General features: G+C 64.0%; 23 protein-coding genes. 12 read left to right on the forward strand and 11 right to left on the reverse strand.

The window, feature by feature from the left end; all coding sequences use genetic code 11:
- Positions 1–50: 50 nt before the first annotated feature.
- Entirely contained in the window at positions 51–1,778 is a 1,728-nt protein-coding gene (locus IVB48_RS10095) for a cation:proton antiporter (protein ID WP_247290998.1), read from the reverse strand.
- A gap of 67 nt (positions 1,779–1,845) precedes the next feature.
- Between IVB48_RS10095 and IVB48_RS10100 the strand changes: the two genes are divergently transcribed.
- Positions 1,846–2,373, forward strand: coding sequence for a DUF3124 domain-containing protein (locus tag IVB48_RS10100; protein ID WP_346658977.1), 528 nt, complete (start codon positions 1,846–1,848; stop codon positions 2,371–2,373).
- Positions 2,374–2,438: 65 nt separating this feature from the next.
- A complete protein-coding gene (locus IVB48_RS10105) occupies positions 2,439–3,671 on the forward strand; it encodes a PLP-dependent aminotransferase family protein (protein ID WP_247399763.1) in 1,233 nt (410 codons plus the stop codon).
- Positions 3,672–3,675: 4 nt separating this feature from the next.
- Here IVB48_RS10105 and IVB48_RS10110 read toward each other — a convergent pair whose 3' ends face one another.
- On the reverse strand, positions 3,676–3,948 hold the full coding sequence (locus tag IVB48_RS10110; RefSeq protein ID WP_018456224.1) for a helix-turn-helix domain-containing protein: 273 nt from the start codon (positions 3,946–3,948) through the stop codon (positions 3,676–3,678).
- 158 nt (positions 3,949–4,106) lie between these two features.
- Here IVB48_RS10110 and IVB48_RS10115 point away from each other — a divergent pair, with 158 nt between their 5' ends.
- Positions 4,107–4,559: a hypothetical protein gene (locus tag IVB48_RS10115; RefSeq protein WP_247399764.1), complete on the forward strand. Its 453-nt coding sequence runs from the start codon at positions 4,107–4,109 to the stop codon at positions 4,557–4,559.
- Between the two features lie 96 nt (positions 4,560–4,655).
- Positions 4,656–4,883: a hypothetical protein gene (locus tag IVB48_RS10120; RefSeq protein WP_027516531.1), complete on the forward strand. Its 228-nt coding sequence runs from the start codon at positions 4,656–4,658 to the stop codon at positions 4,881–4,883.
- A gap of 69 nt (positions 4,884–4,952) precedes the next feature.
- On the opposite strand, the gene IVB48_RS10125 is transcribed toward IVB48_RS10120, so the two are convergent.
- The 8 genes from IVB48_RS10125 to IVB48_RS10160 all read right to left on the reverse strand — a co-directional run bounded on the left by IVB48_RS10125 (position 4,953) and on the right by IVB48_RS10160 (position 12,748).
- On the reverse strand, positions 4,953–5,771 hold the full coding sequence (locus IVB48_RS10125) for an aldo/keto reductase (RefSeq protein WP_247399765.1): 819 nt from the start codon (positions 5,769–5,771) through the stop codon (positions 4,953–4,955).
- 146 nt (positions 5,772–5,917) lie between these two features.
- On the reverse strand, positions 5,918–7,483 hold the full coding sequence (locus IVB48_RS10130; RefSeq protein ID WP_247399767.1) for an alkaline phosphatase D family protein: 1,566 nt from the start codon (positions 7,481–7,483) through the stop codon (positions 5,918–5,920).
- A 119-nt stretch (positions 7,484–7,602) separates the two neighbouring features.
- On the reverse strand, positions 7,603–8,022 hold the full coding sequence (locus IVB48_RS10135) for a hypothetical protein (RefSeq protein ID WP_247399770.1): 420 nt from the start codon (positions 8,020–8,022) through the stop codon (positions 7,603–7,605).
- Between the two features lie 107 nt (positions 8,023–8,129).
- Positions 8,130–9,131, reverse strand: a complete 1,002-nt coding sequence (locus IVB48_RS10140; protein ID WP_027568692.1) for a nitronate monooxygenase family protein — start codon at positions 9,129–9,131, stop codon at positions 8,130–8,132.
- Positions 9,132–9,224: 93 nt separating this feature from the next.
- Entirely contained in the window at positions 9,225–10,844 is a 1,620-nt protein-coding gene (locus IVB48_RS10145; protein ID WP_247399771.1) for a DHA2 family efflux MFS transporter permease subunit, read from the reverse strand.
- Complete coding sequence (locus tag IVB48_RS10150; RefSeq protein WP_247399773.1) at positions 10,841–11,995, reverse strand: HlyD family secretion protein; 1,155 nt, start codon at positions 11,993–11,995, stop codon at positions 10,841–10,843. The genes IVB48_RS10145 and IVB48_RS10150 overlap by 4 nt, the downstream gene beginning before the upstream one ends.
- Before the next feature lie 195 nt (positions 11,996–12,190).
- On the reverse strand, positions 12,191–12,349 hold the full coding sequence (locus tag IVB48_RS10155; protein WP_007594751.1) for a hypothetical protein: 159 nt from the start codon (positions 12,347–12,349) through the stop codon (positions 12,191–12,193).
- A 24-nt stretch (positions 12,350–12,373) separates the two neighbouring features.
- On the reverse strand, positions 12,374–12,748 hold the full coding sequence (locus tag IVB48_RS10160; protein WP_247399776.1) for a PRC-barrel domain-containing protein: 375 nt from the start codon (positions 12,746–12,748) through the stop codon (positions 12,374–12,376).
- 156 nt (positions 12,749–12,904) lie between these two features.
- On the opposite strand from IVB48_RS10160, the gene IVB48_RS10165 reads away from it, so the two are divergent.
- The 7 genes from IVB48_RS10165 to IVB48_RS10195 all read left to right on the forward strand — a co-directional run bounded on the left by IVB48_RS10165 (position 12,905) and on the right by IVB48_RS10195 (position 18,196).
- Positions 12,905–14,692 (forward strand): thiamine pyrophosphate-requiring protein, encoded by a 1,788-nt coding sequence (locus IVB48_RS10165; protein ID WP_247399777.1) that lies wholly within the window; start codon positions 12,905–12,907, stop codon positions 14,690–14,692.
- 8 nt (positions 14,693–14,700) lie between these two features.
- Positions 14,701–14,928 (forward strand): hypothetical protein, encoded by a 228-nt coding sequence (locus IVB48_RS10170; protein WP_027568687.1) that lies wholly within the window; start codon positions 14,701–14,703, stop codon positions 14,926–14,928.
- 87 nt (positions 14,929–15,015) lie between these two features.
- Positions 15,016–15,567, forward strand: coding sequence for a DUF4142 domain-containing protein (locus tag IVB48_RS10175; RefSeq protein ID WP_027516522.1), 552 nt, complete (start codon positions 15,016–15,018; stop codon positions 15,565–15,567).
- A 222-nt stretch (positions 15,568–15,789) separates the two neighbouring features.
- On the forward strand, positions 15,790–16,680 hold the full coding sequence (locus tag IVB48_RS10180) for an SDR family oxidoreductase (protein WP_247291424.1): 891 nt from the start codon (positions 15,790–15,792) through the stop codon (positions 16,678–16,680).
- A 99-nt stretch (positions 16,681–16,779) separates the two neighbouring features.
- Entirely contained in the window at positions 16,780–17,364 is a 585-nt protein-coding gene (locus IVB48_RS10185) for a phosphatase PAP2 family protein (RefSeq protein ID WP_247399778.1), read from the forward strand.
- Positions 17,361–17,708, forward strand: a complete 348-nt coding sequence (locus IVB48_RS10190; protein ID WP_247399779.1) for a DUF3147 family protein — start codon at positions 17,361–17,363, stop codon at positions 17,706–17,708. Before IVB48_RS10185 ends, IVB48_RS10190 begins: the two co-directional genes overlap by 4 nt.
- On the forward strand, positions 17,708–18,196 hold the full coding sequence (locus IVB48_RS10195; RefSeq protein WP_247399780.1) for a DUF3147 family protein: 489 nt from the start codon (positions 17,708–17,710) through the stop codon (positions 18,194–18,196). Before IVB48_RS10190 ends, IVB48_RS10195 begins: the two co-directional genes overlap by 1 nt.
- Here the strand turns inward: IVB48_RS10195 and IVB48_RS10200 are convergent.
- A complete protein-coding gene (locus IVB48_RS10200) occupies positions 18,193–18,360 on the reverse strand; it encodes a hypothetical protein (RefSeq protein ID WP_247291039.1) in 168 nt (55 codons plus the stop codon). The genes IVB48_RS10195 and IVB48_RS10200 overlap by 4 nt on opposite strands.
- Before the next feature lie 176 nt (positions 18,361–18,536).
- On the opposite strand from IVB48_RS10200, the gene IVB48_RS10205 reads away from it, so the two are divergent.
- Positions 18,537–18,785 carry a hypothetical protein gene (locus tag IVB48_RS10205; RefSeq protein ID WP_247356933.1) on the forward strand — a complete coding sequence of 83 codons (249 nt, stop codon included), beginning with the start codon at positions 18,537–18,539 and terminating at the stop codon, positions 18,783–18,785.
- The last annotated feature ends 133 nt before the right edge of the window (positions 18,786–18,918 follow it).

The following is an 18,918-nucleotide window of genomic DNA, read 5'->3' on the forward strand; positions in this document are numbered from 1 at the left end:
TCAGGGATATGGGCGCGGAAAAGCCCCGGTGAGAAGCGGGCCTGGCGCGGTCAGGGCAGCACCTCGCGCCGCTCGCCAAGCCGCTGATCGAGTTCGGCACGCTTGTCGGCCAACAGGCCGGCTTGGGCGGCCTCGATCACCGTGAACAACTCGTGGGCGTCGCTGAGCCGGGTCACGGTGACATAGCTGGCGCCAGCCGCGTAGAGTTCGTCCACATCCGACAACAGATCGGCCGTGGCAATGATCATGGCGGTCGGGTTGAGGGTGCGGACGTGGCGGACCAGCTTCTCGTTGCTGGCCCCCTTCAGAAGCGCATCCGGTACGCTGAGGATGATCATCTCGGACTTGCCGACGCCGGCATGGAGCAGCGTGTCGGCGCTGCTGATATCGCCATAGATCACATGCAGGCCGCGCGAAAGCAGCGTCTGGTACACATTGGGGTTGAAGTCGATCACGGTGATCTGCTCGAGCAGCACCGGTGCCTGCCGTTCGATCTCGGCCAGCAGCGCGCTCGCCGCACGGAAAAAGCCGAGGATGACGATGCGGCGCGCCTCGCCATGGCCTTCGTGCCCTTCCTCGCCTTGGCCATTGCCGTGGTCGAGATCGCGCAGGCCGATCCGCTTCAGGGGACCGATCGCCCAGCGGGTGATCTCGTCGCTGCGGGTCATCACGAAGGTCGAGAGCACCGCCAGCACCACGAAGGCGAAGGAGGCCGCATTCGCAGTCTCCGCCGCGATGTGATGGTCGGCGACGCCGGTCTGGATCACCACCAGCGAAAATTCGGAGATCTGCGCGAGATTCAGGGCCGGCAACAGGCTGGCGCGCAGGCCCTGCTTCATCAGATAGAGCGGGGCGAAGGTGGTGACGAGGCGGCTCACCACCGTGAACGCCGCGATCATCAGGGCAAGCCCGATCACGGAGAGGCCGGGCACGGGAATGGTCATGCCGAGCGCGACGAAGAACAGCGTGATGAAGAAATCGCGAAGCGTCGTGACCTTGGCCGTGACGTCGAGCGCGTAGGGAAAGGTCGAGAGCGAGACGCCGGCGATCAGGGCGCCCATCTCGCGCGACAGCGACAGCCGCTCGGCGGTCTCGGCGACCAGGAAACACCAGGCGAGCGCGCCGAGCAGGATCAGCTCGGGGCGGCGGGCGATCTGGTGAAACAGGCGCGGCAGCACGTAGCGGCTCACCAGCAGTGCCGCGGCGACCAGCACCGCGACGCGGCCGATCGAGAGCAGGATGACGCTGATTTCCAGATTGGCGAGGCTCGGCTGCACCGCCAGGAACAGGATCGCGAAGATGTCCTGGAGCACCAGCACGCCGAGGGTGATGCGGCCCGGCAGGGTGTCGAGCTCGCGCTTCTCGTAGAGCACCTTGACGATGATGACGGTGCTCGACAGCGCGCAGGCGACACAGAGATAAACCGCGTCGAACTGGCCCCCACCGAGCGACAGGCCGATGCCGACGAAGAACAGCACCCCGAGCAGGCAGCCGCCGAGGAGCTGGCCGCCCGCCGCGAACAGGATGACTTTTCCGGCCCGCACGATCTTCTTCAGGTCGATCTCCAGGCCGATCATGAACAGCATGAAGATCAGGCCGAGCTCGGAGATGACGCTGATCGATTCCTGCGACTTGACCCAGCCGGCGCCAAATGGACCAATGCAGAAGCCGGCGATAAGGTAGGCCAGGATCAGCGGTTGCCTGGAGAAGTGGGCAAGCAGGCCCAGCATCCAGGCAAACAGGATACAGAGAGTGATGTCGCGAATGAGCTCGTGCATGCCAGATTGGTCCGTTTTGCCGCACCCTAGTGATCGAGTGCGGCGCGGCAAGCGAGCAATTCGTCACATGCGGATGGGGCGCGCCATTGCAATGCTGCTATGCCCCCTCGCCTGCTCCGTCCCCGCGGCCGCTCAATCCAAGGTCAATATCGAACAAAGCTTTGCCGATTGCCTCACCGCACTGCCAAAAGAAGAACTCGCCGTCTCCGGCGGGTTCTACGTGCCCGCCTATTCCAGCGTCGCGATGAGCCAGGGCAAGCTGCGCGTCGACTTCTCGGTGACCCTGAGCGTGCACAACGCCTCCGAGACGCAAGCACTGGTGGTCAAACGCATCGCCTATTTCGACACCGCGGGCAAGCAGGTCGAGAGCTATCTGAAGGCACCCGTCGCGTTGAAGCCCCTCGCCACCGTCTCGATCTTCATTCCGACCGACGACGTACGCGGCGGGACCGGAGCCAATTTCCTCGTCGATTGGGCCGCAACAAGCGAGATCGCCGAGCCTGCCGTCGAGGCCTTGATGGTTGGCGGCGTCGCCAATGCGCATTACGCTTTCATCAGCCAGGGCCGTCCGACCCGGACGGTCGGCAAGAAATAAGCAAGAAGCACGACTGACCGGCGCAAAGCCGGCAGCCTGACAAGAATGGAACGAGGAACGCTCCCATGACGTCCAGCTTCGATTTTGCGCCCCTGTTTCCCGCAGGGCTGCCGGCCCCCTCTGCGCGCTGGACGGGCCTCGCCAAATACAGTTTTGTCGGCGGCAATAACGACTCCGAGCAGGTGCCGCTCGATCATCTGATCGAGGCGGCCAACCTGGCTCTGCAACGCGAAGGCCGCTCGCTCGCCACTTACGGGCTTGCACATGGTCCCCAGGGCTATCTGCCCTTGCGCGAATTCCTGGTGACAAAACTCAAGCGCGATGCCGGCATCAACTGCACGGTCGACGATCTCCTGATCGTCTCCGGCTCGCTGCAGGCGCTCGACCTCGTCAACGCCACGCTGCTGACGCGCGGCGATACCGTGATCTTCGAGCAGGATAGCTATCAGGGCTCGCTGACCCGCCTGGCGCGGCTCGGGGTCAACGTGGTTGGCATTCCCCTCGATAAGGACGGCATGCGCATGGACGTGCTGGCCACGACGCTGGCCGACCTCAAGGGCCGCGGCATCCGGCCGAAATACATTTACACCATTCCGACGGTGCAGAACCCGACCGGCAGCATCATGCCGGAGGGCCGCCGCACCGAGCTGTTGCGGCTGTCAGCGGACTACGGCGTGCCGATCTTCGAGGACGATTGCTATGCCGATCTGGTCTGGTCAGGACAGCGGCCGCCGGCGATTTATGCGATGAGCCCGAACGGCGCCGTGATCCATATCGGCTCGTTCTCGAAGTCGATCGCGCCCGCGCTGCGCGTCGGCTTCATCGTCGCGCCCTGGGATGTGATGTCGCGGATGCTGGCGCTGAAGACGGACGCCGGCTCCGGCGCGTTGGAGCAGATGGTGCTCGCTGCCTATTGCAAGCCGTATTTCTCGACCCACGTGCCGGCGCTGACCAAGGCGCTACGCACCAAGCTCGACACGCTGATGGAGGCCGTCAACGAGCAGTTCGGGACGGCAGCCGAGTTCGAGGAGCCCAAGGGCGGCATCTTCCTGTGGGTGAAGCTGCCCGATCAGGTGGATACGCTAAAGCTGTATCAGGCCGCGCTTGCCGCCGGCGTCTCGATCAATCCGGGGCCGGAATGGTCGACCGACAAAACCCACTCCAGATCGCGACTGCGGCTGTGCTTTGCGAGCCCCTCGCATCAGCAGATCCGCGAGGGCGTCGCCGTGCTAGCCGAGATCTGCCGCAAGGAGTTCGGCGTGCCGGCCCGCAGCGCCAATGTGGAGAAGCGAGCCTGAGCCTTCAGACGATCTGAGGCTGGCTGCCGTGGATCGCGGAGGCCAGCCGCAGCAGCAGCACGATCGAGACGTTGCCCTTGCCGGCCTCGATCTGGGCGATGTAGCGCTCGGAAATCCCGGAGCGGCGGGCGAGCTCCCGCCGCGACAGGACGCAGCGCATGCGCGAGGACTTCAAGCGGTCGCCCAGCTCGGCCAGAAACGCGCTCTCGGAATAAGGCGGCACGGCGCAGCTCCCGGGCAGCACCTCGCCTGCGAAATCCCTGACTTGATTCAGCATCGGTCTATCCAATTTCGCCTTCGGGAGCGCCATCCTACCCCGGAAGCGGCCGGCCTCATTGACGCGGATCAAATTCGCGCGCGAATGGCGGTCAGCGTGGACGATCGCGTGCGGAATGCTACACTTCGGAATCATTCGGAGGTGGGGCTTTTCAGAACATGAGGCGTTGTTTGAACCGCTGGATCGCGGCAGCAGTGCTGTGGGTTGCGTTCGAGCCGGCGGCTGGTGCCGAGTCGCTCGCGGCGACCGTCGAGCAATGGGGTCTGCTCGGCTCATGGGCGATCGACTGCGCGGTCCGGCCCGACCGCGACAAGGGCGCGCTCTTGATTTACGAGATCCGCAAGGACGGAAGGGTGATGTACCAGCGCAATTTCGGCGAGACCAAGGACGAAAACGAAGTGGTATCGGCGACGGTCAGCGCCGACGGCATGCTCAATGTGATGGTGTACTTCCCATCGCTGCAGCAGACGCGCGAGTTTGGCCTGCTCCTTTCGAAGCAAGGCAGCTTGCGCGCAATCTACAATCGCAGCGAGCGCGGCGAGTACACGATCAGGGACGGCAAATACGTCGCGACCGGCGCGTCAACACCTGCACAACAGCGCTGCGATTAACCCACCTGAACAGGCGTTCAGAAATCTCCTGCGATTCCTCCGGAACGTTCCCGCGAATGCGCCGTTTAGATTTGCATTCCATTGGAGGAGGACATCATGAAGAAGTTTGGTTATGTGCTTGCCGCTGTCGGCGCGCTCGCGGTTGCACTGCCGACGCTCGCCAGCGCGGAGACGGTGGTGATCAAGCGCGGAGGTCATCATCACGGCATGTATGGCGCCCGCGCCGAATACGGCATGCATCGCGATCACGGCTGGCATCGCGGCTGGCGCCATCGCGACCGCGTCGTCGTGATCAAGCGTGGTCACCGCCATCATTGGGACTAATGCGCAACGCAATATGGAAATGGCCCCTCGCGGGGCCATTTCTTTGCTTGCACGAAACGTTCGGCGAGGTCAGTCCCATGCCGGCGCGAAGCCGGGATTGACGCAGCGCCTGTCCTTCGGCAGCGCGGCGATCTTGTTGCGGTCGGCATCATCGAGGGTGATCTTCAGCGCGTCGAGATTGGCCTGCTGGCTCTCTCGGCGTGAGGCTTTCGGGATCGCGGCGACACCGTCCTGGTCGAGCAGCCATTTCAGCGCGACCTGCGCGGCGGTTGCATTGTGCCTCGCGCCGATCTCGGCCAGCACCGGATCGGAGGCGGCGCGCCCCTGTGCCAACGGGCAATAGGCAACCAGCGGGATCGATTTGGCGTTGAGATAGGCCAGCACCTTCGATTGATCGAGCATGGCGTGGTATTCGATCTGATTGCACGCGATCGGCGCCTTGATGTCCTCGACCGCGATCTTCAGCAGCGCTGTGGTGAAGTTGGCGACGCCGATCGCCCGCGTGCGCCCCTCCTCCTTCAGCTTCATCAAGGTCTCGAACACCGCGCCCCAGTTCGCCGCCTTGGACGGCCAGTGCACGAGATAGAGATCGACATGGTCGAGCCGCAGCTTCTCCAGGCTGGCGTCGAAAGCGCGGCGAATGGCGTCGGGGCTGAGGTTCTCGTGCCAGACTTTCGTCGTGACGTGCAGCTCGCCCCGCGGCAGCCGGGCCGCGGCGAGCGCCGCGCCAATCGATTCTTCGTTGCCGTACATCTCGGCGGTATCGATATGGCGATAGCCGATCGATAGCGCGCTCTCGACTGCCGCGCGGCAGGCATCGCCCTGCATGCGGAAGGTCCCGAGGCCAAGCTTGGGCATGCTGATGCCCTGTGTCTTGAGAGTATCCATGAAAAGGCTCCTGACATCGTTCAGCCCGCCGAGGCCAGCAGCGATGCTGCGTGAGCAGACTCTTTGGGGATGGAAAAGAGGTGGCGGGAATGGACAGCATAGCGCGGCAGGCGCAATGCGGCCAATCAAGATCGGGTTAGCGTCCCTCAGGAATGCTGCGCCACGACGGCTGGACGCGCCTGCGGCTGCGGCTCGATATCGACCGACCAGAGGTCCCGGTTGTCGACGTCCTTCAGCGTCACTGTCATCACGCCGGTCCGGCCATCGATGTCGACCTTGCCGAAGAACTGCAGTCCGAAACAGGGCGCGAGGTTTTCCCCCTGCGCCTCGCTGCACCCGTTCTGGTACATCGCGACGGGACCAAAGGTATCGTCGAGCTCGCCCGGCCCCCAGGTGCCGGCATGCAAGGGCCCCGAGACGAACTCCCAGAACGGTTCGAACTCCTGGAATTGCGCCCTGTTCGGATCGTAATAATGCGCGGCGGTGTAATGCATGTCGGCGGTGAGCCAGACGATGTTGCGGAGTCCGGCGTGCTTGATGGACGCGAGAAGATCGGCGATCTCGTGCTCGCGCCGGTCGGGCGGCCCACTACCCAGCGCGACCGCATCGAGACTGACCAGCCCGATCGGCAGGTCGGCCGCGATCATCTTCCAGGTCGCGCGCGACGCCGCGAGCTCACGCTTCAGCCAGGCGAGCTGTTCTGCGCCCAGGATCCAGCCGCGGTGATCGTCGCCCTTGTTCCAGCTCTCGTCGCGATAGCTGCGCATGTCGATCATGAAGACGTCGAGCAGCGGGCCATAGGCGATCTTGCGATAGACCCGCCCCTTTCGCGCGCCGATGTCGTGGATCGGCATGAAGTCGAAGAACGCGCGGCGGGCGCGCGCGACCAGGCGCGGGGTGCCGTCATCCTCATGGCCGGCGGCGTCATAGCTGCCGGTCGGCGACCAGTCGTTGGTGACCTCGTGGTCGTCCCATTGCGCGAACATCGGCACCTCGGCATGGAAGGCGCGGAAGTGCTCGTCGAGATGGTTGTATTTGTAGTTGCCGCGGAACTGCGCCAGCGTGTGCGCGACCTCGGATTTCTCCTCGGTTACGACATTGCGCCAGATCTCGCCGTTCGGCATCTTCTGCTCGGAGGGGATCGTGCAGTCGGCATAGATGTGATCGCCGGAGTGGATGAAGAAGTCGGGGCGATTGTCGAGCATGGTGCGATAGCTGCGGTAGCCGCCGCGCGATGTGTCGATGCCCCAGCCCTGCCCCGCAGTATCACCGGACCACAGGAACGAGATCGACCGGCCGGCAACCGGCGCAGTGCGGAAATGGCCGATGCGGCTTTCGCCGGCGATGCCGGTCGCGATGTCGTCGAAGCGCACACGATAGAAGATGTCCTGCCCGGGCGGCAGATCTTCCAGCAGCAGTTTCGAGGTGAAGTCGGCATCGGGCGACGCATCGCGCAAAGCCGACGCGATGACGGTCTTGAAGCGTTCCACGGACGAATAATCCACCCGCATCCGCGCCGGCCTGTCGGCACGCGCCCAGATCACGGCGGAGCCATCCGAGACGTCGCCGGACTGGATGCCGCCTGCGATCTGCGGACGATCCGCGGCGCGGCTGAGATGCGGCGTTGCGAGCGCGGCAACGGCGAGGCTCGAGGTGGAACGGACCAGGAATTGCCGCCGGGTCCAGGCGCGCGAGGCGCGGAGCGCTACCATTCAGGAAACCTTCGTCGACTAGCGACGGAAGGTGCCTGCGTCGTTTGACCCCCGGCTTACGGTTTCTTGACCGCGGGCCTACGGTTTTACGACGTGCGGATGACGGCTCGGAGCTGAACCTAATGCTTCCAGTTGCAGATGCCGCCGCTGCGGCACGGCCAGGTCTGGATACGGGTGTCCATCGCCTGCGCGTCGAGCGGATTGCCATGGCGATGCGCGAGCTTGGTGCGTGCCGCGCCGCGTGGCTGCGCGGGCTTGGCGTGCGCGACCTTCGGCTCCGACACGCGCACGCGTTCGGCGGCCACCTTCTTCGGCACGTCGACCGGCTCGGCGCGCGCCTGCGCCTCGTTGCCGCCGCGCGCCTCCAGCGCGACCGGCGCGAACTGGGTTTCGGGCCCGAGCCGCTTCGGCGACAACACCGCCTTCGAAAGATCGAGGCCGAGATATTCGTCGGGCTTGTAGTCGTCAGCGCGCGCGACGCCGCCCCATGCGAGCACGAGGGCAACGGCCATTGCAAAAGGAGCGCTCTTTGGAATCACGGACGCCTCCTGAAATTGATTGTTAAGAGGTAATTTATCTCTATTTAAGAGGCGTCGCGCGCAATTCCAGCGGTCAACTGGCGCCGTGGTTAAGAAGTTTGGCGGTGTCAGGCGACCTTTCGCGGTGCACCCGTCTCTTCAAGAAACCCCATCAGACGGGTGCGGATGATGGTTTCCGCCTCAGCCATGATCCTGTCGACGAGTTCCTTGCAGGTGGGGATGTCATGGATGAGGCCCGCGACCATGCCGCAGCTCCACGCGCCTGCGTCCATCTGCCCATCCAGCATGATCCTGGGATAGACGCCCGCGACCTGGTCGTGGATGTCGTCGATCTTCAGCTTGTCGCCCTTCTCGCGTTCGATCTCGAGCAGGCGGTCGACATTGGCGTTCTTCAGGACGCGCTCGGTGTTGCGCAGGCTGCGCATGATCAGGCGGGTGTCGAGCTCGGTCGCCGCGACCAGCGCATTCTTGACGTTCTGATGCACCGGGGCTTCCTTGGTGGCGATGAAGCGCGTGCCCATGTTCATGCCGGCCGCCCCCAGCGACAGCGCCGCGACGAGGCTGCGGCCGTCGGCCATGCCGCCGGATGCGACGAACGGAATCTTCAATTCCTCCGCCGCGCGCGGCAGCAAAATCATGTTGGGAATGTCGTCCTCGCCGGGATGGCCGCCACACTCAAAGCCGTCGACGCTGACGGCATCGCATCCAATGCGCTCGGCTTTCAGGGAGTGGCGCACCGAGGTGCATTTGTGGATGACCTTGATCCCGGCGGCCTTCAGCGCGGGCATGTAGGCTTCCGGGCTGCGGCCGGCGGTCTCCACGGACTTGATGCCGCCTTCGACGATCGCCGCGATGTATTCCGGATAAGGCGGCGCGGCGAAGGTCGGCAGGAAGGTGAGGTTCACGCCGAACGGCTTGTCGGTCATATCGCGACAGCGTGCGATCTCTTTTGCCAGCAGTTCCGGCGTCTTCTGTGTGAGACCGGTGATGATGCCGAGCCCGCCGGCATTGGAGACGGCAGCCGCCAGCTCGGCAAAGCCGACGAAATGCATGCCGCCCTGGATGATGGGGTGCTCGATGCCGAACAGTTCGGTGATCGCGGTCTTCACTTAAATTACCTCCCGGGCTTTTGCTTGACGCTCGGAGCAGTCTAGCCGGACTTTTGCGCCGCGGTCACCATTTCTCTCCGAACGGCCGTTGGCTCAATGCCCCCGCGCGGGAGCGCCCAGCTTGATCGGGCGCAGCACCGCGGCGGTCGGGATCATCAGCACCGCGATGATCGCGAGCGTCCAGAACACGTCGATATAAGCGAGCAAATCGACTTGGTGCTGCAAAGTGCGGCCGACCCAGGCGACCGCCTGCGCGGCCGCATCGCTGGCATTCGAGCCCTGAGCCTGAAAGAAGCGGGTCATCGTCTCGATGGTCTGCTGATAGCCGAGATCCGACGGCGCGGCGTGCTCGATCAGGCGGCTCTGGTGGAATTGCTGGCGCTGCGCCAGAATTGTCTGCGCCAGCGCGACGCCCATGGAGCCGCCGATATTGCGTGCGACGTTGATCAGCGCCGAGGCCTGGTTGGTCTTGTCGGGCGGCACGCCGTCATAGGACGCGGTCGTGACCGGCAGGAACAGGAAAGGCAGACCGAGGGCGAGAAAGATGCGCGACATCGCGGCGTAGCCATAGGTGATGTCGCCGGTGAGACCTGTGAGATGCCACATCGAGAACGCGACGATGGTAGCGCCGAGCATGATGAGGTATTTCGGCTGCACGCTGCTGACGAGACGCCCCACCACCGGCATCAGCACCAGGGTCGCGATTCCGCCCGGTGACAGTGCGAGACCGGCCAGCATGGCGGTGTAGTTCAAATCGCTCTGGAGCAGTTGCGGCAAAAGCTGCGTCGTCGAGATCAGCACCGCGCCGGTCGCAAGCATGACCAGGAAGCAGGCGGCGAACTGGCGGCGGCCGAGCAGGCGGAGATCGACGATGGGATCCTCGCGCGTCAGCTCCCACGGGATCAGCGCAAGCAGGGAGACGGCCGAAAGCACCGCGAAGAACACGATCATGTTCGAGCCGAACCAGTCGCTGCGCTGGCCTTCGTCGAGCACGTATTCGAGCGAGCCGAGCCCGATCGCGACCAGCAGGAAGCCGACATAGTCGATGCGCAGGCCCTTGCTCAGCAGCTTCTCCCTCTCCTCCTCCGCGCCCGACGGCTCCTTGACCAGCGTGCCGACCAGGAACAGCGACAGCAATCCCATGGGAACGTTGATCAGGAACACCCAGTGCCAGGTGTAGGTGTCGGTGATCCAGCCACCGAGCGTCGGACCGACCACGGGCGCGACCACGACCGCGACGCCATAGATTGCGAAGGCCTGGCCGCGCTTGTGCGGCGGGAAGGAGTCGGCGAGGATCGCCTGCTCGCTGGTCGCCATGCCGCCGCCGCCAAGGCCCTGAAGGATGCGGAACAGCACCAGCGCCTGCAAATTCCAGGCGAAGCCGCACAAAAACGAGGAGACCGTGAAGATCGCAACGCAGATCATGTAGAAGCGCTTGCGGCCGATCACGGTCGACAGCCAGCCCGAGATCGACAGCACGATGGCGTTGGCGACGAGATAGCTGGTGATGACATAGGTGCTCTCGTCGATGCCGACGGCAAGCCCACCGGCGATGTGGCGCAAGGCGACGTTGGCGATGGTGGTGTCGAGCACCTCCATGAAGGTCGCGATCGAGACGACGAACGCGATGAGATAGGGATTATGACCGCCCGCCGCCGAGCGCTCCGGCGACCAGCCGCCCGCGGACGCGCCGCCTTGCGCCGTGTCCGTCATCGCACCCTGGTCCAGGGCACGACCGACATGCCGGGACCAACGGGCAAATCGGCCGGCCAGCTGTCGACCACGATCTTCACCGGCACGCGCTGCACCACCTTGACGTAATTGCCAGTGGCGTTCTCTGCAGGCAGCAGGCTGAACGCGGTGCCGGAGCCCGGCTGCACGGACTCGACATGGCCGGTGAGCTTGCGCCCGGGATAGGCGTCGATGCGGATTTCGACCGGCTGGCCCGGCCGCATGTCGTTGAGCTGGGTCTCCTTGTAGTTGGCGACGATCCAGACCTCGTCGGGCACGAACATCATCAGGCTCTGGCCCGCGTTGACGAAGGTGCCGTTGGCGCCGCTGAGTTTGACGACGCGGCCGGACTGCGCCGCAACGACACTGGTGTATTGCAGGTTCAGCTTGGCCTGATCGAGCTGCGCTTGCGACTGCTGGAGCTGCGCCCGGGCGCCCTCGAGCTGCGCCTGCAGCGTCTTGATGCCGACCTGCGCGGCCGTCACAGCGGTCTTCGCGCGTTCAGTGTTGGCCTGCTGCGCCTGAAGATCGGAGCGGGTCTGCTGCTGGCGCTGCACGGTGCCGGCGCCCTTCTCGACCAGATCCTGGGCGCGCGCGAATTCCTCCTGCGAGAACTGGAGCTGGGCCTGGGCCTGTTCGAGCTGCGCCTCCGCCTGCTTGATCTGCTCCTGCTGCGAGACGATCTGTGCCTCGACATTGGCGATGTTCGCCCTGGCGACCGCGACCTGCGCATTGGCCTGATCGATGGCGATGCGATAGTCGCGCTCGTCGATCTTGGCGAGAAGGTCCCCGACGTTGACATGCTGGTTGTCCGTGACCGGGATGTCGGTCACGTAGCCGCCGACCTTGGAGGCCACGGAAAAGCTGCGCGCAGCGACGAAGGCATCGTCGGTGGATTCATAGTGGCGCACCTCGAGCCAGTAGAGCAATCCGACGATTAGAGCTGCCAGCAAGACGATGGCGCCGACGCTTGCCAGCAACCAATGCTCGCGAATCCGGTCTCGCAGCGACGGTGCCTGCGCCGGCTTCGCGTCCTCGGCGTCGGGGGCCTGATCAGGAGATGTCTTCGGAGCTTGCTTTGCCCTCTGCGGCTGCTCCGCGGACGGTCCACGCTCCCGTGTTTGAGCATCCACGGTGAACACCTTTCTTGGGGATCAAACTGGCGGCAGAGCCGCCAAAGCCCGCACACGCGCCGCGAGCCCAACTGCAACTCCTGATCATGGTTCCGCTTGTGTTGCGAGCACCATCGCGTTCGTGAACGCCTGCCCAAAAAGCGAGCGCGGCACACTGGGTGCCGCGCACGCCTCTCACCGGAAATGCACCAGGAGTCAGTGCGTCTTCGTCGCGTGCCACTTCTCGAGATCGGGCTTCACCTCGTCCGATCCCTGCTCCTTTTCCGGAGTGCCCTTCCAGGGCTTGTCCGTCTGCTTGTGCGAACCCCAGTCGCTCTGCTGCCGAGGATCGTCGTTAGGCCGTTCCTTGCTCATCGAGCTTCCTTTCGGTGGAAACGCTTACGCGAAGGGGACGCCGTAATAGGAGTTGATGCCGCGAACCGCGGCGTCATCACCCCAGTTCCAATCACTCCGTTCGCCGTATTTCGGCGCGCCTTCCAGTTCCTTGGTGGTGATGCCCGTGACGTAACCGCCGAGCTCCGTGTCGTATTTCAGCGACTGCCACGGCAAGGGATAATGGTCGTTGCCGAGGCCCAGAAATCCGCCGAAGCCGAGCACGGCGTAGGACACCTTGCCGCTGACCTTGTCGATCATCACGCGTTCGATCGAGCCGATTTTGTTGCGATCGGCGCCGTAGACCGATGTTCCCTCGACCTTGTCGCTACCGATCAACCGACCCATCTCGTCTTGGTCCAGTTCACCCTGATTCAACATCTCAATTCTCCACTCAGCCAGTGTGGAGACAACCCGAAGAGGTGCGCGATCGTTCCGGCATGTTCCGTCAGACTTGAGGAACATCGCCGGAAACGGGCGGTTCTCTCAACTTCCAATCCCGGAATCCAAATACCGGAAAACCAAGGGCCGCCCTCGATGTCCCAGACCGTCTCCGACTTCATCGTTCAACGTCTGCATCAATGGGGCGTGCGCCACCTCTTTGGCTATCCCGGCGACGGCATCAACGGCGTATTCGGCGCCCTCCAGCGCGCTGAGGGCAAGATCAGTTTCGTCCAGGCGCGGCACGAGGAAATGGCCGCCTTCATGGCGACGGCCTATGCGAAGTTCTCGGGCCAGATCGGGGTCTGCATCGCAACTTCGGGCCCCGGCGCCTCGCATCTGATCACCGGGCTCTATGATGCCCTGCTGGATCACCAGCCGGTGCTCGCGATCGTCGGTCAGCAGGCACGCAGTGCACTGGGCGGACATTATCAGCAGGAACTCGATCTGGTCTCGATGTTCAAGGACGTGGCTGGCGCCTACGTCATGCAAGCATCCTCGCCGGCGCAGATCCGGCATCTGATCGATCGGTCGATCCGGATCGCGTTGGCTCGGCGGACGCCAACAGTGATCATCCTGCCCAACGATATCCAGGAGGAGCCCTACGAGGATCCGCCGCGCGCTCACGGCACCCTACACTCCGGCATCGGCTATAGCGCGCCAAGCATCAAGCCTCGTGACGCTGACCTCGACCGCGCCGCCGAGGTGCTCAACGCCGGCAAGAAGGTCGCGATGCTCATCGGCGCCGGCGCGCTCCACGCCACCGAGGAGGTGATCGCGGTCGCCGACCGCTTGTCCGCCGGCTGCGCCAAGGCGCTGCTCGGCAAGGCAGCGCTCCCCGACGATCTGCCGTGGGTCACCGGCTCGATCGGCCTGCTCGGCACCGAGCCCAGCTACAACATGATGATGGAATGCGACACGCTGCTGATGGTCGGCTCCGCCTTTCCCTATGCCGAATTCCTGCCGAAGGAAGGCGCGGCGCGCGGCGTGCAGATCGACATCGACGCCAGCATGATGTCGATCCGCTTTCCCATGGAGGTCGGTCTCGTCGGCGATGCCGCCGAGACGCTGCGCGCCCTGCTGCCGCGACTGAAACCGAAGAGTGACGGTGCCTGGCGTCAGGGGATCCAGGACGACGTCGGGAAATGGTGGAAGACGCTGGATGATCGTGCACATCAGCCTGCGGCACCGGTCAATCCGCAGCTCGTCGCCTGGGAGCTGTCTCCGCGCCTGCCGGACCGTGCCGTCATCACCAGCGATTCCGGCTCCTGCGCCAACTGGTTCGCGCGCGACCTGAAGATGCGCCGCGGCATGACGGCCTCGCTCTCAGGCGGCCTCGCCTCGATGGGTGCCGCGGTGCCCTATGCGCTCGCCGCGAAATACGCCCATTCCGACCGGCCGGTGATTGCCCTCGTCGGCGACGGCGCGATGCAGATGAACAACATGGCGGAGCTGATTACCGCCGCCAAGTATTGGCGCGACTGGACGGATCCGCGCTTCATCGTCTGCGTCTTCAACAACGAAGACCTCAACCAGGTGACTTGGGAGCAACGCATCATCAACGGCGATCCGAAATTCGAGGCATCGCAGCGCATCCCGAACGTGTCCTATTCGCGGTTTGCCGAGCTGATCGGCCTCTCCGGCATCTACGTCGACAGCCCGCAGCTGCTAGGCTCGGCTTGGGACCAAGCGCTCGCGAGCGAGATGCCGGTGGTGCTGGAGGTGAAGACCGACCCCGAAGTGCCGCCGCTGCCGCCGCACATCACCTTGCAGCAGGCCAAGAACTTCTCTCTTGCGCTGATGAAGGGCGATCCCAACGAGAGCGGAGTGATCAAGGGCGCGGCGCGGCAGGTGCTGGCAAAGATCCTGCCTGGAAGTGAATGAGGTGAAGCATGAGCGATTTCCGCGATATCCAGCACGGCGTCAACGATCCCGTCGATGGTCTCGACGTGAAGCGACAGATCAACGACAACCGGACGCCGCATGAACGGGCACAAAGCCATGCAGACGTACGTGCCGAGGCCACCGCCACGCCGACCGAGCCGTTTCTGCCCGAACGACTTCGGCGCAAGCCGACGGACCCAATCAACCCACGGAGCGGGAGGAGACCGACGGATTAGCCGTTAGGAACTCCGGCCGATGCAGCGTGTTGGTGGGCGCAACGTCGCGCGGCCAGAGGCTGCGCGCCCATTCAAAGGGATCGGACCATGAAACGTACCATCATCGCAGCTGCCTGCGTGCTGCTCGCAGGCCCCGCACTCGCCCAGTCGCTCGGCGAGAAAACCGGCGTCAACTCGGCGCTCGGCGTCGCGCCTGCCACCGCCGACTTCGTCAAGGAAGTCGCCATCAGCGACATGTTCGAGATCGAATCGAGCAAACTTGCCGAGCAGAAGGGCAACGCGCAGGAGAAGACTTTTGCGCAGCAGATGGTGACTGACCACACCAAGACCAGCAGCGAACTTAAGGGCCTGGTCAGCGGCGGCAAGGTGCAGGCGACCCTGCCGACAGCGCTCGACAGCTCGCATCAGAGCAAGCTCGACAAGCTCAAGAGCGCGAATGGCAAGGACTTCAGCTCGGATTACAACTCGTACCAGGTCAGTGCCCACGAGGACGCGGTCTCGCTGTTCGAGCGTTACGCCAAGGGCGGCGACAATTCCGACCTGAAGGATTGGGCCGGCAAGACGCTGCCCGCGCTCAAGCACCATCTCGACATGGCCAAGGAGCTCGGCAAGGCGCCGAGCGTCGGCCAGACCAAGTAAACATCTTCCGAGGACGCCGGCCTCCTGGTCGGCGTCCTCCCGTTTGCAACGATGCCTCTCTCCGTGCATTGAGATCGCGATATCGCGGAGACCGTCATGACGCATCCAGACAAGACTTCAGTATCCCGCCGGCACGTCGTCCAAGCGGCGAGCGCAACGCTTGCTGCTGCTTCGCTGGCCTCTTCGACAGCGAAAGGAGACGCCTCCGTGGCCGAGCAGAAAATGGCCGAGCAGAAACTGGTCGATCCCGTCACCCGCTTTCCAAAGCCGCCGTTCAAAAAACAATCGCAGCCCTGGCCTGGCCTCGCCGGCAAGATGGAGCCGCCTCCGGATCACGGCGAGACCAGCTACAAGGGCTCCGGCCGGCTCGCTGGCCGTAAAGCGCTGATCACCGGTGGTGATTCAGGTATGGGCCGCGCCGCTGCGATAGCCTACGCGCGCGAAGGCGCCGACGTCGCCATCAACTATCTACCGGCGGAAGAGCCCGATGCGCAGGACGTTATCGCGCTGATCAAGAAGGAAGGGCGTATCGGGCTCGCGATCCCCGGCGACCTCAAGGATGAGGCTTTCTGCAAGAAGCTGGTCGAGCAGGCCACGCAGGGGCTGGGCGGCCTCGATATCATCGTCTGCAACGCCGCACGCCAGCAGAGCCGCGAATCGATCCTCGACGTCTCCTCCGAAGATTTCGATGCGACGATGAAGACCAACATCTATGCGCCGTTCTGGATCATCAAGGCGGCGCTGCCGCATTTGAAGCCCGGTTCGTGCATCATCGGCACGACATCGGAGCAGGCGTACGACCCGTCGCCGGAGCTCTACGACTACGCGCAGACCAAGGCAGCGACGATGAACTATGTCAAATCGCTGGCAAAGCAGTTGGGTCCGAAGGGCATCCGCGTCAATGGCGTCGCACCGGGACCGATCTGGACGCCGCTCCAGGTCTCCGGCGGCGCCACTATGGAGAAGCTCGAAAAATTCGGCGGCATGACGCCGCTCGGCCGTCCCGGCCAGCCCGCCGAACTGGCCTCGATTTACGTGCAGCTTGCCGCAGCCGACGCGAGCTATGCGACCGGCCAGGTGTATGGGTCCGCGGGTGGATCGGGACAGCCGTAGTCCGGCGCTGCAGGTTGATACCACGAGGCAAAGCCCAGGAACCTTCTTTGTCTCCCGGCTTTACAAAACTGTCACAAAGGACATCACGCTTGCAGACCGATGGCATTGGTAGAGGTCAAACCCAGCCGGATCGACACCGCGATCGCGGATACGATCGCTGATCACACCAATTCAGGCGTCGAGCACACGGCGCAGACATTGACCTGGGCCGCCGACGAGCACGTGCTGCTCGCGCTGGCCGCAACAGGGTGGCTGTACACTCACATTCGGCAGCCGCAACAGCGGCCCGTGGCAAATCACATTCTGGCCGTGTCGCTGGCGACGGCCGTCCTGCCGCATGTCCTGAAATGCGTATTCGATCAGACCAGGCCAGACCGGCTGACCATACGCGGACACCGACATGGAGTACCCATCTCAGGACAGGCGCGCGACGCCTTCCCGTCCGGTCACGCGGTCCATATGGGCGCACTTGCCTCGGCGGCGGGCTTGCTGCCGAAGACGCCGGGCCGATTGCTGCGCACGGCAGCGATCGCGCTGTCGCTGACACGGATTGCGGTGCTCGCGCGCTGGGCAAGCGACGTGGTCGCAGGCTTTGCGCTGGGCGCGGCCGTAGAGAGACTCGTGCGACCATGGACACTGACGCAATCGTTTCGCAAGCAAGTCAATCGACGAGAAAAGCCGTGACCGAATATATCGTGCGCTTCATCGCCGGTGGCATCATCGTCTCGGCTTTTGCGATCTTGGGGGATATGCTCAAACCCAAAAGCTTTGCGGGGTTGCTCGGCGCGGCACCGTCGGTCGCACTGGCGACGCTCAGCATCGCCGTTGTCCAGCACGGCCCGCAATATGCCGCGGCCGAAAGCTGGACGATGATCTATGGCGCGGTCGCGCTCGGCTGCTACAGCGTCGTCGTCTGCCATCTGCTGATCAGATACCGTGTGTCCGCGCTGCCCGCGACCGTCCTCGCTGTGATCGTGTGGCTGGCGGTTGCCTTCGGCCTGCTCGCCGGCTTTGGAGGTGCGGCCTGATGCCGGTCAAGCTGTCGCTCTCCGCGCTGAAGCAGACACGCTGGTACGAATACGGCATTCGTTTCCTGCTCGGCGGCTTGGCGACCGTGCTCACGGGGGTTCTGGGAGCGCGCTTCGGTGTGTCCGTCGGCGGACTGTTCCTTGCGCTTCCCGCCATCTTCTGCGCGAGCGCGACGCTGGTCGAAAGCCATGAGCGCCGCACCAAGGAGAAGGCCGGCCTCAGCGGCACGCGCCGCGGGCAAGAGGCTGCCGCGCTCGACGCAGCTGGCGCCGCCTGGGGAAGCATCGGCCTCGTCGCATTCGCCGCCGTCTTTCATTGCACCGTGGCCGCGAGCGTTCCGGGCGCTTTCGCTGCCGCGTTGATAGCCTGGGCCGTCGTTTCGGTATTGGCCTGGTGGCTCAGGCGCAAGCTGCGGATCGTCTCCCGCAGACCGCACCGATCAGCCCATTCGTTATCGGCCAAGGGCTCTTCCCTTGCGAAGCGCTAGCCCGCCTTGGCATGCGTTGACGGCTGCAATCTCGGCGGTTGAAGGCCCGGGCTGTTGGCCCAGCGCTCGACCTGCTCGATGACCTTCTGGTGGCTGAGGCGCACCGGCTTGGGTGCCTCGCTGTCTTCGATATGTATGCGGGGCAATCTGACTTCGCTCGTCATGACGTCTCTCCCATTTGCCGGGAGCATACCCCTGCCCAATGGCTTTTGCATCATATAACTTATTGATTCTGTTATATTTTTTTGCTAACTTGGCGCCATAGCCGCATCTTGTGGAACCGCGGGCGAATGAGTTCGTTGAGTAAACTACTCAACTTGCTCATTTTGGGTGATTGATCATGAACGACCTTCGCGCCGAGCGGCTTCAGGTCATGCTATCACCGGAAGAACTGGCCGCGGTGGATGACTTCCGGTTCAAACATCGCATGCCGACGCGAGCCGCAGCCGTGCGCGAGCTCCTGAAGCTCGGACTCGCCACCGCAGCGGTCGATGCAGGGGCGAATGTCAAATCGAGCAGGTTCGGAGTTTTCGGCCGCGGCCCGGACGGCCATACGCAACCCCATTCGCAGCGCGATGCCGAGGATTAGTCCAGCCTGATGCTCAAGCAAACGGCCCCGGCACGGGGTGCCGGGGCCGTCCTTGGAGATTACTTCCGGATCACCGGGGGCATGACAACCGGAAGCAATCTCTCGACTCTTTGCGAGCGGTTTCGTTCCTATG

The organism is Bradyrhizobium sp. 76 (assembly GCF_023073025.1).
Classification (GTDB): Bacteria; Pseudomonadota; Alphaproteobacteria; order Rhizobiales; family Xanthobacteraceae; genus Bradyrhizobium.

Bases quoted from the DNA above. Each gene is read 5' to 3' on its own strand.
- IVB48_RS10110 (WP_018456224.1), bottom strand. From the start codon at position 3,948: ATGCTGAATCAAGTCAGGGATTTCGCAGGCGAGGTGCTGCCCGGGAGC.
- IVB48_RS10160 (WP_247399776.1), bottom strand. From the start codon at position 12,748: ATGTTGAATCAGGGTGAACTGGACCAAGACGAGATGGGTCGGTTGATC.
- IVB48_RS10100 (WP_346658977.1), top strand. From the start codon at position 1,846: ATGCGGATGGGGCGCGCCATTGCAATGCTGCTATGCCCCCTCGCCTGC.
- IVB48_RS10180 (WP_247291424.1), top strand. From the start codon at position 15,790: ATGGCCGAGCAGAAACTGGTCGATCCCGTCACCCGCTTTCCAAAGCCG.
- IVB48_RS10145 (WP_247399771.1), bottom strand. From the start codon at position 10,844: ATGACGGACACGGCGCAAGGCGGCGCGTCCGCGGGCGGCTGGTCGCCG.
- IVB48_RS10165 (WP_247399777.1), top strand. From the start codon at position 12,905: ATGTCCCAGACCGTCTCCGACTTCATCGTTCAACGTCTGCATCAATGG.
- IVB48_RS10195 (WP_247399780.1), top strand. From the start codon at position 17,708: ATGCCGGTCAAGCTGTCGCTCTCCGCGCTGAAGCAGACACGCTGGTAC.
- IVB48_RS10170 (WP_027568687.1), top strand. From the start codon at position 14,701: ATGAGCGATTTCCGCGATATCCAGCACGGCGTCAACGATCCCGTCGAT.
- IVB48_RS10155 (WP_007594751.1), bottom strand. From the start codon at position 12,349: ATGAGCAAGGAACGGCCTAACGACGATCCTCGGCAGCAGAGCGACTGG.
- IVB48_RS10175 (WP_027516522.1), top strand. From the start codon at position 15,016: ATGAAACGTACCATCATCGCAGCTGCCTGCGTGCTGCTCGCAGGCCCC.
- IVB48_RS10130 (WP_247399767.1), bottom strand. From the start codon at position 7,483: ATGGTAGCGCTCCGCGCCTCGCGCGCCTGGACCCGGCGGCAATTCCTG.
- IVB48_RS10105 (WP_247399763.1), top strand. From the start codon at position 2,439: ATGACGTCCAGCTTCGATTTTGCGCCCCTGTTTCCCGCAGGGCTGCCG.
- IVB48_RS10205 (WP_247356933.1), top strand. From the start codon at position 18,537: ATGAACGACCTTCGCGCCGAGCGGCTTCAGGTCATGCTATCACCGGAA.
- IVB48_RS10125 (WP_247399765.1), bottom strand. From the start codon at position 5,771: ATGGATACTCTCAAGACACAGGGCATCAGCATGCCCAAGCTTGGCCTC.
- IVB48_RS10185 (WP_247399778.1), top strand. From the start codon at position 16,780: ATGGCATTGGTAGAGGTCAAACCCAGCCGGATCGACACCGCGATCGCG.
- IVB48_RS10200 (WP_247291039.1), bottom strand. From the start codon at position 18,360: ATGACGAGCGAAGTCAGATTGCCCCGCATACATATCGAAGACAGCGAG.
- IVB48_RS10115 (WP_247399764.1), top strand. From the start codon at position 4,107: ATGAGGCGTTGTTTGAACCGCTGGATCGCGGCAGCAGTGCTGTGGGTT.
- IVB48_RS10095 (WP_247290998.1), bottom strand. From the start codon at position 1,778: ATGCACGAGCTCATTCGCGACATCACTCTCTGTATCCTGTTTGCCTGG.
- IVB48_RS10120 (WP_027516531.1), top strand. From the start codon at position 4,656: ATGAAGAAGTTTGGTTATGTGCTTGCCGCTGTCGGCGCGCTCGCGGTT.